The following is a 12,939-nucleotide window of genomic DNA, read 5'->3' as shown; positions in this document are numbered from 1 at the left end:
AGCCTGTACGTCGCGACGCCCTGCGGCGTCTCGTCGCAGGCCAATGCCCCTTGGGCAAAAGGTTGCAAGCACGTAGAATCGCGGTTCCTTTTCGCCCGTCGCCTTGAACGGTGGCAACCGGCAGCAATGACAGAGTCCGCGCCTGAACACATGACCGCCCATGTGAAATAGGCTCAACCGACCCCGCCCGGCCCAGCTCCCTTACGGCCCAGCGGTTGAGTCTTGCCCAGGTCGCATCCAGCCCAGGCACATCCGTGCAGCCTCTTGGCCCCCTTTCGGGCCCAGCTGGCGTGCGCGTCCGAAGAGGCGCTCATTCCGCTCATCCAACTTGAGGTACGTATGTCTCCGCGTTTGCTGGCCATGGCGCTGGCGCCCCTGCTCGGGCTGTTCATCATTGCCCTGGGCAACGGTTTCATGTCTTCCCTGACCACCCTGCGCCTGGGCGCGGCCGGTGAATCAGCCACCACCATCGGTATCGTGTCGTCCAGTTACTTCATTGGCTTGACCCTTGGCGCGATCTTCAATGACCGGCTGATCCTGCGCATCGGCCATATCCGCGCCTACACCAGCTTCGCTTCGCTGATCGCCGCGACCATCCTGCTGCAAGGGCTGTTCTACGACACCACATGGTGGTCGATCCTGCGCCTGATCAACGGCTGGGCTGCGGTGGGCGTGTTCCTCGTGATTGAGAGCTGGTTGCTGCTGGCCGGTGACGCGAAAATCCGTGGCCGCCTGCTGGCGCTGTACATGATTGCCTTCTACGGCGCCGGCGTTATTGCCCAGGCAGGCCTTGGCGAAATCACCCGCCTGGGCGACACCGCGCCGTTCATGCTCGCGGGTATGCTCGCGGCGCTGTCGGTGCTGCCGATCGTGATCCTGCCGCGGGTGTCGCCACTGCTGGACCAGGTCGAACCGCTGAAGCCCCGCCAACTGCTGGGGGTCGCGCCGTCGGGCCTGGTCGGCTGCTTCGGTTCGGGGGTGGCGATTGCCGGTATTTATGCGCTGCTGCCGCTGTACCTGCAACGTATTGGCCTGGACGTGGGCGAAGTCGGCAGCATGATGGCCTGGGTGATCCTGGGTGCGATGCTGCTGCAGTACCCGGTTGGGCGCTGGTCCGACCGCAAGGACCGCCAGGATGTGCTGATTGCCCTGGCCGGCCTGTGCGTGGTGCTGTCGTTGATTACGGTGTTCTTGCCGTCTGAATCGTCATTGCTGCCCGCAATGCTGTTCCTGCTGGGTGGCGGCGTGTTCGCCCTGTACCCGGTAGCGGTCAGCCACGCTGCCGACCGTGCACCGTCCGACGCGCTGGTGCCGATGATCCAGGGCTTGCTGCTGATCAACTCGCTGGGTTCGGCGCTGGCGCCGCTGGCGATTTCGCCGATGATGACGTCGTTTGGCGAGGCCGGGCTGTTCTGGGCCTTTGCAGTGGTCAACCTGGCCATGGTCAGCTTCTTCCTGTGGCGCCGAGGCAAGCGCCCGGCGGCCGAGCACCCGGCCCCGTTCGCGGCGTCCACCACCTTCTCGCCCACCGGTGCCGAGTTGCGAGTGACTGAAGACCTGATGCATGCCGCGCAGGAGCATCCACCTTTGGAGCCGGTGCAAGGCACAGGGGCAGCGCAAGCCGAAACCCGATAACCCGACCCCGGTAGGAGCAGCCTTGTGCTGCGAAGAGGCCAGTGATAGCAGAGAAGATCTGTTGTGTGGTCACCGGCCTCTTCGCAGCACAAGGCTGCTCCTACACAGAAAACGCGTGTTCCTTGCCTCTGATGACCACCCGGGGCAGGCGGCCTGAGGGTCCGCCGTTCGAGCCGCGGCAAGGTACAGGCCAGCGCAAGCCGAAACCCGATAACCCCACCCCGGTAGGAGCAGCCTTGTGCTGCGAAGAGGCCAGTTACAGCAGAGAAGATCTGATGTGTGGTCACCGGCCTCTTCGCAGCACAAGGCTGCTCCTACACAGAAAACGCGTGTTCCTTGCCTCTGGTGACCACCCGTCGCCCAGAGGGCACCGCGCCGCCCTGCTCCAGCCAAACGAATGACAGATCATCCGCACAGGAGATTCATCATGATCCGCATTCGCCCCCTTTCGCTGTGCCTGGCATTGGCCCTGGGCGCCATCACCGGCACCAGCTTCGCTGCCACCGAACCCACCAATACCGACAGCCGCCCACAAACCGACCAGTCTGGCGGCAAGACCGCAGGTGACGGAAGCAGCGTCAACAGCCCCGGCAGCGGCCAGGACAACGACAGCAGCAACACCGGCACCGATGCCGCAGACGGCGCCAGTGGCGGCTCCAACAGCACCGGCGAAGCCACAGGTTCCGGTGCCGGCTACGATGGCGGCACCGCTGAGGACCAGGACAGCCGTTGAGGCTCGGCTGGACTACACTGCGCTCCATTGCCCTGCCAAGGAGTTGCCATGAACGCCAAACCCTGGCTGCTCGCTGCCCTGCTGCCTTTCAGCGTACTGGCCGCCGGGCCGGGCTCTGGCGCATTGTCGATCAGTTCTTCCTCCTTCACCGACGGTGGCGTGATCGCTCTGCAACAGGTCGGGCCAGACCCGGCCTGCGGCGCAGGTGAAGAACGCACCCCGCAACTGAGCTGGGACAACCTGCCCGCCGGTACGCGCTCGCTGGCGCTGGTGATGTTCGACCCCGATGGCGTCAAAGGCCTCGGGGTGGTGCACTGGGTCGCCTACAACATCGACCCGGGCCTGGATGGCTTGAAAGAAGGCGTGGCCGGGCTGACCAGCCCTGCCGTGACGGTGGGGCGCAACTCCCGCGGTACCGCCAGCTACCGAGGCCCATGCCCGCCCGCCGGGGACAACCCGCACCACTACGCGCTGACGTTGATTGCAACCGACCTCGAACCCGGCATCCTGCCAGCAGACCTGGACCGCAACGGGCTGCTGCAGTTGCTCCAAGACCATGCCTTGGGCGCACAAACCCTGGTGGGGCGCTACGGCCATTGAATGGGCCATTGCCCGCCATTACCGACAATGATCAACGTCACAGCATTTACCCATTGAACGGCGCGCCTGATCTGAAGTAAGCTCGGGCTCATTCACTGGAGAGCAACATGCCGAAACGCACCTGCAATCACGCCAACCACACCGGTCGCACCTTGCGCCCTGTGCTGGCCGTTGCCGGTTGCAAGGCCCCTGCCAGCTTTTATTTTGGGTATTGGTTTAGCCACTAGGCGCCGCTGATACCCACACGGCGCCCACTTTCGAGGGGCCGCCGAACATGAGAATACTCAAACCCCCGGTCGGCTCCCCGACCGGGGGTTTTGCTTTTCAGGCCTTTGAACATTACCGATTTACCTTGAGGACAGATTCATGAACTACGCCACTTATTACTGCGCAAACACCTATGCCTGGCGATTTAGCCAATCCCGTTCGGGCCAGCCTGCCGCCTCCGTTCGGTCCTTCAAGGGTGGCAACGCTGCAGCCAACACACCTACAACGATCTGTCGAACACCTCGATAGGGCCGACGACGCGGGCCAGAACCCGCCGTCCGCCCAGGGAAAAACGCCATGCAAGCCTCGAACCTCGCCCTGCCCCTGAACCAACCGCAAGCTGCCAATACGACCGTCAGCCAGCGCCTGCCCAGCCCCCACCTGCTCAAGCAGCAAATGCCGCTGTCCGCTGAGCTCACCCAGCAAGTCCATGCCCACCGCCAGGCCATCCGCGCCATTCTCGAAGGCCGCGACCAACGTCTGTTGGTAGTGGTAGGCCCCTGCTCGATTCACGACCCTCGCTCGGCCCTGGAATACGCAGACCGCCTGGCCGCGCTGAGCCGCGAAGTGGATGACAAGCTGCTGCTGGTGATGCGCGCCTACGTCGAAAAACCCCGCACCACGGTGGGCTGGAAAGGCCTGGCCTACGACCCGCACCTCGATGGCAGCGATGACATGCACGCCGGTATCGCCCTGTCGCGCGGCCTGATGCTGAACATGATCGAGCGCGGCCTGCCCATTGCCACCGAGCTGCTGCAGCCGATGGCCGCGGGCTACTTCGACGACCTGCTGGGCTGGGCCGCGATCGGCGCACGCACCACCGAGTCGCAGGTGCACCGTGAAATGGTCAGTGGCCTGGAACTGCCTGTGGGCTTCAAGAATGGCACCGACGGCGGGATCGGCATCGCCTGCGACGCCATGCGCAGCGCCGCACACCCGCACCGCCATTTCGGCATGGATGCGCAGGGCTACCCGGCCATCATCGAGACCCTGGGCAACCCCGACACCCACCTGGTGTTGCGCGGCGGCCATAAAGGCCCGAACTACGATGCCACGAGCATCGCCCAGGCCCGCCAGGGGTTGGCCAAGGTGGGGTTGCAGGCGCGGATCATGGTCGATTGCAGCCATGCCAACAGCGGCAAGGACCCAGCGCAGCAGCCCGCGGTATTCGAGGACGTGCTGGCACAGCGCGTGGCCGGTGACCGTTCGATTGTCGGCGTGATGATCGAAGGGCACCTGTTCGATGGCTGCCAGTCCCTAGGCAAAGGCGCACTGAAGTACGGCGTGTCGATCACCGATGGCTGCCTGGGTTGGGCGTCAACTGAAACCCTGTTGCGCGAGGCGGCACATAAACTGTAGGAAGCCGCTAGCAAGCCTTGCGAGACATTTCCCGAACAAGTGCGCTAGGCTTGCGTTTTTACCCTAAGGAGCAGTACCCATGGCACGTGCCACCGCCCGCCACATCCTGGTCAGCAGCGAAGACAAATGCAACGAACTGAAAGCCCAGATCGAAGCTGGTGCCGATTTCGCCGAAGTCGCCAAGGCCAATTCCACCTGCCCATCCAGCCGCCAAGGCGGCGACCTGGGCTCGTTCGGCCCGGGCCAGATGGTGCGTGAGTTCGATACCGTGGTCTTCAGCGCGCCGCTGAACGTTGTCCAGGGCCCGGTGAAAACCCAGTTCGGTTATCACCTGCTGGAAGTCACCAGCCGTCAGGACTGATACCAGGTTGTTCCTCTGGAACGACTCAGCCTCTGTAGGAACAGCCTTGCGCTGTGAAGTGGCCCGGCCGGGCAATTTCGTTGACCGTGCTGACGCCTTCGCAGCACAAGGCTGCTCCTACAAGGGCTTGTTTCGCCTGGGCTGGCTGGTTTTGTTTCTGTGCTTTTGCGCCAACACCCACGCTGCACCCACCCATGCGTTGACTGTCTACGGCGAAGCCCCCCGCTACAACCAAAGCTTCCACCATTTCGACTACACCAACCCCAACGCCCCCAAGGGCGGCATATTGCGCCGCTCGGCCATGGAGATTGGCCAGTTCGACCATATTCTGCCGTACATCGACAAAGGCACCGGCGTCAACGAAGTCGATGGTTGGCTGTACGCGCCATTGGCCGTGCGCTCATTCGATGAACCCTACACTGTCTACCGCCTGATTGCCCGGCGCATGGAACGTGGCCCGGACGATGCCTGGCTGCGCTTCGAGATCGACCCTCGCGCCACCTTCGCCGACGGCAAGCCGGTGCGCGCCGAAGACGTGCGCTTTACCTTCGAGCTGCTGATGAGCAAAGGCAGCCTCAAGTACCGCACCCAGTTCGCCGAGGTCGCTGGGGTAACCGTCGAAGGCCCGCGTCGCGTGCGCTTCGACTTCAGGCAACCCCATGGCCGCACCCTGCCTTTGGACTTGGCCAGCCTGCCGGTGCTGCCCGAGCATGACTGGCAACAACGCGATTTCGCCAACGGCGCCGGCTTCGACAAACCGGTCGGCAGCGGCCCGTACCGCATCGGCCAGATCGACAATGGCCGCAGCATCAGCTTTGAACGTGACCCAACCTGGTGGGCCAAAGACCTCCCTGTCAGCCGTGGCCGCTACAATTTCGACACGCTGCGCATCGAATACTTCGGCGACACCGAAGTGGCGCGGCAGGTGCTAAAAGGGGGTGGCTACGATTACAACCGCGAGTTTTCCGCCACGGCCTACACCCTCGGCTACAACGGCGCGCAGCTGGACGACGGCCGCCTGCAGCGCGCGCACCTGGGCCCGGCCAAACCGCAGGTTGCCCAAGGTTATGTGTTCAACCTGGACAAGCCGCCGTTTCGCGACCGCCGCGTGCGCCAGGCGCTGGGCATGCTCTGGGACTACGAGTGGAGCAACCGGCAGATGATGCGCAACCTCTACATCCGCCAGCAGAGCGTGTTTTCCAACACCCCACTGGCCGCCCGCGCATTGCCCGACGCCAGCGAACTCGAACTGCTGGAGCCGTTGCGCGGCAAGGTGCCGGATGAGGTCTTCGACCGCGTGTTCACGGCCCCGGTCACCGATGGCACGGGCATCATCCGCACGCAACAGCTGCAAGCGTTAGCCTTGTTGCAGCAAGCCGGCTGGCACCCCGAGGGTGACCGCCTGGTGAACGCCCAAGGCGAGCCGCTGGAATTCACCTTCCTCAACGGCCAGGCCGGCCTGGAGCGCCTGCTGCTGCCGTGGAAGCGCAACCTGGCGCAGATCGGCGTTACCCTGAACATTCGCAATGTCGACTCGGCCCAATACGTCAACCGCCTGATGGCGCGTGACTACGACATGATCGTGACCGGCTACCCGGTCACGCTGTCGCCGGGGGCCGAGCTGTACAACTACTTCGGTTCGGCAGCGGCCCACGACCCCGGTTCGAACAACATGATGGTGCTGCAGGACCCTGCAGTGGACAGCCTGATCGACGGCCTGGTACGCGCCAGCACGCAAGCCGACATGCTGCGCCATGCCCATGCCCTGGACCGCGTGCTGCAGTGGAACTACTACTGGATCCCCAACTACTACCCGCCCGGCAGCTCCACGGCCTGGTGGAACCGCTTTGGCTTGCCCAAGGTTCAGGCCACCTATGACGAAGGCCTCGACACCTGGTGGGAAGTCAGCCCTACCCCGCTGACCAACGCGCAGATGGCCGAACGCCTGAAGGCTTCACCATGACGGCCTATATTCTGCGGCGCCTGTTGCTGATCATTCCGACGCTGCTGGCGATCCTGCTGGTCAATTTCGCGATCGTCCAGGCGGCGCCTGGTGGCCCGGTGGAGCAAGCGGTGGCGCGGCTGCAGGGTATCGGCGGCGGCGCACCAGGCGCCCGGGCCGAGGTGGCGCATGGCGAGTCACGGGCCACCCGCGGCCTGGACCCCAAGCTGATCGAGGCGATCAAACACCAATACGGTTTCGATAAATCAGCCCCCGAGCGCCTCTGGCTGATGCTGAGCCAGTACGCCCGGCTCGACTTCGGCCAGAGCTTCTTTCGTGGGGCCAAGGTCACCGACCTGATTCTCGACAAGCTGCCGGTCACCTTGTCGCTCGGCTTCTGGGCCACGCTCATCACCTACCTGGTTTCTATCCCCTTGGGCATCCGCAAGGCGGTGCGCCATGGCAGCCGCTTCGATGCCTGGAGCAGCGCACTGATCGTGATCGGCTACGCGCTGCCCTCGTTCCTGTTCGCCCTGTTGCTGATCGTGCTGTTCGCCGGCGGCACGTCGCTGAACTGGTTCCCGGTGCGCGGCCTGGTGTCGGAAAACTTCGACCAGCTCAGCCTGCTGGGCAAGGTCGCCGACTATTTCTGGCACCTAGTGCTACCGGTCGGCGCACTGGTGATCGGCGGCTTCGCCACCCTGACCCTGCTGACCAAGAACGCATTCCTTGACGAGATCTCCCGCCAGTACGTGGTCACCGCCCGGGCCAAGGGGCTGAGCGAACGGCGCGTGCTGTACGGCCACGTGTTGCGCAATGCCATGCTGCTGGTGGTGGCCGGGCTGCCCCAGGCACTGATCACGGTGTTTTTTGCAGGCTCGCTGCTCATCGAAGTGATCTTTTCCCTCGATGGCCTTGGCCGGATGAGTTACGAAGCCGCCGTGTCGCGTGACTACCCGGTGGTCTTCGGCACGCTGTTCATCTTTACCCTGGCGGGCTTGTTGATCCGTCTGATCGGCGATGTGTGCTACACCCTGCTCGACCCACGCATCGACTTCGACACGAGGGCCAACTGATGCTCTCACCCGTGTCGCGCCGCCGCCTGCAACGCTTTCGCCGCAACCGCCTCGGCTGGGTATCGCTGTGGCTGTTCGCAGCGCTATTGCTGCTGAGCCTGGGCGCAGAGCTGGTGGCCAACGACAAGCCCTTGCTGCTGGGTTACAAGGGCGAGCTGTACACCCCGGCGCTCAAGCGTTACACCGAACAGCAGTTCGGCGGCCAATTGCCGTTCCAGCCAGATTACCGCAGTGCCTACGTGCGCCAGTTGATCGAGGGCCAGGGCGGCTGGATGCTGTTCGCCCCCATCCCCTTCAGTGCCGACACCCCTAATTACGACCTGCAAGTGCCGACCCCCAGCCCGCCCAGTACCAGCAACTGGCTGGGCACCGACGACCAGGGGCGCGATGTGCTGGCCAGGGTGCTGTACGGCACCCGGGTGTCGCTGCTGTTCGCCTTTGCCCTGACCCTGGTCAGCGTGCTGATCGGCGTGACGGCCGGGGCTTTGCAGGGCTACCACGGCGGCTGGGTCGACCTGCTGGGGCAGCGCTTGCTGGAGGTCTGGTCGGGGTTGCCGGTGCTGTACCTGTTGATCATCCTCAGCGGCTTCGTCGAGCCTGATTTCTGGTGGTTGTTGGGGATCATGGCGCTGTTCTCGTGGCTGGCCCTGGTCGATGTGGTGCGCGCCGAGTTCTTGCGCGGGCGCAACCTGGAATACGTCAAAGCCGCGCGGGCGCTGGGCCTGCCAGACAGCCAAGTGATGTTGCGGCACATTCTGCCCAATGCCATGAACGCCACGCTGACCTATGTGCCGTTCATGTTGACCGGGGCCATTACCACCCTGACTGCGCTGGACTTCCTGGGCTTCGGCATGCCGGCCGGCAGCGCCTCGCTGGGCGAGCTGGTGACCCAGGGCAAGCAGCACCTGGAGGCGCCCTGGCTTGGCTTTACTGCGTTTTTCGCGTTGGCGGTGATTCTGTCGCTGCTGGTGTTCATCGGCGATGCGCTGCGCGAAGCGTTCGATCCACGTGGTTAATGCACGACCCCTGTAGGAGCAGCCTTGCGCTGCGAAGAGGCCAGTGAAAACCCTGTAAATCTTAGCTGCTTTCACCGGCCTCTTCGCAGCGCAAGTCTGTTCCTACAAAGAGACCCACAACCTGCACTGGGAGCATTCGCATGACCCTCAAAGGCAAGACTGCACTCGTCACCGGTTCCACCAGCGGTATCGGCCTTGGCATCGCCCAGGTGCTGGCCCGTGCCGGGGCCAACATCCTGCTCAACGGTTTTGGCGACCCGGCGCCGGCCATCGCCAGCATTACCAGCCACGGCGTGAAGGTTATCCACCACCCCGCCGACCTGTCGGATGTAGCGCAAATAGAGGCCCTGTTCGCTGTGGCCGAGCATGAATTCGGCGGTGTCGACATTCTGGTCAACAACGCCGGTATCCAGCACGTGGCGCCGGTCGAACAATTTCCCGTGGAGAGCTGGGACAAGATCATCGCCCTCAACCTGTCGGCGGTGTTCCATGGCAGCCGCCTGGCCCTGCCCGGCATGCGCGCACGCAACTGGGGGCGGATCATCAACATCGCTTCGGTGCACGGGCTGGTCGGTTCGACCGGCAAGGCCGCCTACGTGGCGGCCAAGCATGGCGTGGTGGGCCTGACCAAGGTCGTAGGCCTGGAAACGGCCGCCAGCAATGTCACTTGCAACGCCATCTGCCCGGGCTGGGTGCTGACCCCGCTGGTGCAAAAGCAGATCGACGACCGCGCCGCCAAGGGTGTAGACCCGCAGCAGGCACAACACGACCTGTTGGCCGAGAAGCAGCCTTCGTTGGCCTTCGTCACCCCCGAGCACCTGGGCGAGCTGGTACTATTTCTGTGCAGCGAGGCCGCAAGCCAGGTCCGTGGTGCCGCCTGGAATGTCGACGGTGGCTGGCTGGCCCAGTGAGGGCCGGCCACGACCTGGCAATGGTCTTGCACCCTTTTCAACTGCAAGGAGGCCTACATGCGCCCACTCCCACTGTCCGCGATCCTGACCTTGACCCTGGCTGCCGCCGCCCCGGCGATGGCTGCCAGCTTGAAGGATGTCGCGCCCTATCCCGAGGCGGAAAAAGGCTTCACCCGGCAGGTCATCCACCTGCCGGCCCAGGCTGACGAGTCGGCCTATAAACTGGAAATTCTCGCGGGCAAGACGCTCAAGGTCGACTGCAACCGCCAACGCCTGGCGGGCAGCCTCGAAGAACGCACGCTCGAAGGCTGGGGCTACAGCTACTACCGCCTGGACAAGGTCGGCGGCCCTGCGAGCACCCTGATGGCCTGCCCGGATGGCAAGAAGACCGATGCGTTCGTGCCGGTGGTCGGCGAAGGCTTCATGCTGCGCTACAACAGCAAGTTGCCAGTGGTGGTGTATGTGCCCAAGGACGTCGAGGTGCGCTACCGCGTGTGGTCAGCCTCGCAAGACGTGCAGAAGGCTAAAGTGGAATAAGAAGCTCGCATCACGCTGACAGGTAGGAGCAGCCTCGCGCTGCGAAGAGGCCAGTAATAGCAGCGAAGATTTACTGTGTTTTCACTGGCCTCTTCGCAGCGCAAGGCTGCTCCTCCCCCCTCCCGCAACCACTGGAGGTTCGCCATGAACGACGTACTCTGGAGCCCCTCCACAGCGCAGATCGAGGCCAGCCGGATGGTTGCGTTTCGCCGCTGGGTCAACCTGCGCTACAATCTCGAGTTAAACGACTACCAGGCACTGCACCGCTGGAGCATCGAGCAGCGCTCAGCCTTCTGGCAGAGCCTTGCCGAGTACTTTCACGTTAACTGGCACCAACCACCGAGCCACGTGCTGCGCGAAGGCCCGCAAATGCCCGATGCCCAGTGGTTCAGCGGCGCCACCCTGAACTACGCCGAACACCTGCTGCGCCGGCGCGACGACCGCCCGGCATTGATCGCCGTACGCGAAGACGGCCTGCGCCGAGTGCTGAGCCATGCGCAGTTGGCCGCCGAGGTCGCGGGGCTGCAACGGGCGTTCGAGGCCTGCGGTGTGAAACCGGGCGACCGCATCGCTGCCATCATGCCCAACACCTGGGAAACCCTGGTCGCCATGCTGGCCTGCGCCAGCCTCGGCGCAATCTGGTCCAGCGCTTCACCTGAGTTCGGCGTGCACGGCATCATCGACCGATTCGGCCAGATCAGCCCCAAATTGCTGATCGTCTGCGCCGGTTACCACTATGCCGGCAAGGTCATCGATCAGGTCGACAAGGTCAACCAGGTCTGCGCCCAATTACCAGGCCTTGAGCAACTGATCGTGGTACCCCATACCCGCAGCGGGACCCGCGCCGACGAATTCCACGCGTCCCGTGTCGACCTGTGGGAGGGCTTTTTCCAGCCCGGAGGCATGCCTCGATTCACCCCGCTGCCGTTCGATCATCCGCTGTGCATCCTCTACTCCAGCGGCACCACCGGTGTACCCAAGTGCATCGTCCACCGCGCCGGTGGGGTGCTGCTGCAGCACCTCAAGGAACACGGCCTGCACAATGACCTCAAGGCCGATGATGTGTTGTTCTACTACACCACCTGCGGCTGGATGATGTGGAACTGGCTGGCCAGCGGCCTGGCGGTAGGTGCCACACTGGTGCTGTATGACGGCTCGCCCTTCCACCCCGGGCCAGCGCGGCTGCTGGACTTGATCGATGCCGAGGGCATCCATGCCTTCGGCACCAGCGCCAAGTACCTGGCCGCACTCGAACAGGAAGGCCTTGAGCCTGCCGCCACGCACCGCCTGACCAGCTTGCGCCTGCTGCTGTCGACCGGCTCGCCACTGTCGCCGCACAGTTACGATTACGTTTACCGCAAGATCAAGGCCGATGTATGCCTGGCCTCCATGTCCGGTGGCACCGACATCGTCGCCTGCTTCGTGCTGGGCAACCCGACGCTGCCGGTGCATCGCGGCGAAATCCAGTGCAAGGGGCTGGGCATGGCGGTGGAGGTCTGGAACGCGCAAGGCCAAAGCGTGTATGACGAAAAAGGTGAACTGGTGTGCCTGCAGCCGTTTCCGTCCATGCCGCTGGGCTTTTGGCACGACCCCGATGGCAGCCGCTACCACGCGGCCTACTTCAGCCAGTTCCCGGGGGTGTGGGCCCAGGGTGACTACGCCGAGCAGCGCGCCAGCGGTGGCCTGATCATCCACGGCCGCTCCGATGCCGTGCTCAACCCTGGCGGGGTGCGCATTGGCACGGCAGAAATCTACCGCCAGGTGGAGAAAGTCGAAGAGGTGCTGGAAAGCGTCGCCATCGGCCAGGACTGGCAAGGCGATGTACGAGTGGTGCTGTTCGTGCGCCTGCGCGACGGCCTGCAGCTGGATGACGCCTTGCGCCAACGCATTCGCCAGGTGATACGCCAGTACACCACGCCGCGCCATGTGCCTGCGGTGATTGCCCAGGTCAACGACATACCGCGCACCATCAGCGGCAAGCTGGTGGAGCTGGCGGTACGTGATGTGGTTCATGGCCTGCCGGTGAAAAACACCGACGCCCTGGCCAACCCGGAGGCGCTGGAGCAGTTTCGCGACCACAACGCGCTGCACAATGAGGCATAATGGCGCCCTTTTTTTACCCCGAAGCACAGGTGTCCCATGAAAGCTCAAGCCCGCCACATCCTGGTCAAGACCGCTGACGAAGCCGAAAAGCTCAAGCAGCGCATCGCCAATGGCGAGGCCTTCGACGTGCTGGCGAAAAAGTTTTCCACCTGCCCGTCGGGCAAGCGCGGCGGTGATCTGGGTGAGGTACGGCCCGGCCAGATGGTCGGCGCCATCGACCAGGTCATCTTCAAAAAGCCGCTGCGTGTGGTGCATGGACCGATCAAGAGCAAGTTCGGCTACCACCTGGTGCAAACCTTCTACCGCGACTGACAGCGTCAGGGTGGCAACAGGCCACCTAGCATTATTGCCAGTTGTTCAACGTCAGGCCTTTCCCTACAACTCAGGCAGGGCCGAGGT

12 protein-coding genes are annotated in these 12,939 nt (G+C 63.9%); all 12 read left to right on the top strand.

Annotation, left to right across the window (positions count from 1 at the left end; genetic code table 11):
* Window positions 1-339 precede the first annotated feature (339 nt).
* On the top strand, window positions 340-1,635 hold the full coding sequence (locus AB7M33_RS22455) for an MFS transporter (protein WP_027596740.1): 1,296 nt from the start codon (window positions 340-342) through the stop codon (window positions 1,633-1,635).
* Window positions 1,636-2,062: 427 nt separating this feature from the next.
* Window positions 2,063-2,368: a hypothetical protein gene (locus tag AB7M33_RS22450; protein ID WP_027594870.1), complete on the top strand. Its 306-nt coding sequence runs from the start codon at window positions 2,063-2,065 to the stop codon at window positions 2,366-2,368.
* Window positions 2,369-2,416: 48 nt separating this feature from the next.
* Complete coding sequence (locus tag AB7M33_RS22445) at window positions 2,417-2,968, top strand: YbhB/YbcL family Raf kinase inhibitor-like protein (RefSeq protein ID WP_454243644.1); 552 nt, start codon at window positions 2,417-2,419, stop codon at window positions 2,966-2,968.
* Between the two features lie 564 nt (window positions 2,969-3,532).
* Window positions 3,533-4,594 (top strand): 3-deoxy-7-phosphoheptulonate synthase, encoded by a 1,062-nt coding sequence (locus AB7M33_RS22440; RefSeq protein WP_454243643.1) that lies wholly within the window; start codon window positions 3,533-3,535, stop codon window positions 4,592-4,594.
* 79 nt (window positions 4,595-4,673) lie between these two features.
* On the top strand, window positions 4,674-4,955 hold the full coding sequence (locus tag AB7M33_RS22435; protein ID WP_027594867.1) for a peptidylprolyl isomerase: 282 nt from the start codon (window positions 4,674-4,676) through the stop codon (window positions 4,953-4,955).
* Between the two features lie 127 nt (window positions 4,956-5,082).
* A complete protein-coding gene (locus AB7M33_RS22430) occupies window positions 5,083-6,918 on the top strand; it encodes an extracellular solute-binding protein (RefSeq protein ID WP_454244248.1) in 1,836 nt (611 codons plus the stop codon).
* Complete coding sequence (locus AB7M33_RS22425) at window positions 6,915-7,973, top strand: microcin C ABC transporter permease YejB (RefSeq protein WP_027594865.1); 1,059 nt, start codon at window positions 6,915-6,917, stop codon at window positions 7,971-7,973. The genes AB7M33_RS22430 and AB7M33_RS22425 overlap by 4 nt, the downstream gene beginning before the upstream one ends.
* A complete protein-coding gene (locus tag AB7M33_RS22420) occupies window positions 7,973-8,989 on the top strand; it encodes an ABC transporter permease (RefSeq protein WP_454243642.1) in 1,017 nt (338 codons plus the stop codon). The genes AB7M33_RS22425 and AB7M33_RS22420 overlap by 1 nt, the downstream gene beginning before the upstream one ends.
* A gap of 140 nt (window positions 8,990-9,129) precedes the next feature.
* Window positions 9,130-9,900, top strand: coding sequence for a 3-hydroxybutyrate dehydrogenase (gene hbdH / locus AB7M33_RS22415; RefSeq protein ID WP_454243641.1), 771 nt, complete (start codon window positions 9,130-9,132; stop codon window positions 9,898-9,900).
* 57 nt (window positions 9,901-9,957) lie between these two features.
* Window positions 9,958-10,437, top strand: coding sequence for a serine protease inhibitor ecotin (eco, locus tag AB7M33_RS22410; protein WP_027594862.1), 480 nt, complete (start codon window positions 9,958-9,960; stop codon window positions 10,435-10,437).
* Window positions 10,438-10,581: 144 nt separating this feature from the next.
* Window positions 10,582-12,540, top strand: a complete 1,959-nt coding sequence (locus AB7M33_RS22405; RefSeq protein WP_454243640.1) for an acetoacetate--CoA ligase — start codon at window positions 10,582-10,584, stop codon at window positions 12,538-12,540.
* Between the two features lie 36 nt (window positions 12,541-12,576).
* Window positions 12,577-12,852, top strand: a complete 276-nt coding sequence (locus tag AB7M33_RS22400; RefSeq protein ID WP_009686637.1) for a peptidylprolyl isomerase — start codon at window positions 12,577-12,579, stop codon at window positions 12,850-12,852.
* Window positions 12,853-12,939: the final 87 nt, after the last annotated feature.

The sequence above is a fragment of the Pseudomonas sp. Y3 TE3536 genome (genome assembly GCF_053629175.1).
This window is presented reverse-complemented; position numbering and strand designations above follow the sequence as displayed.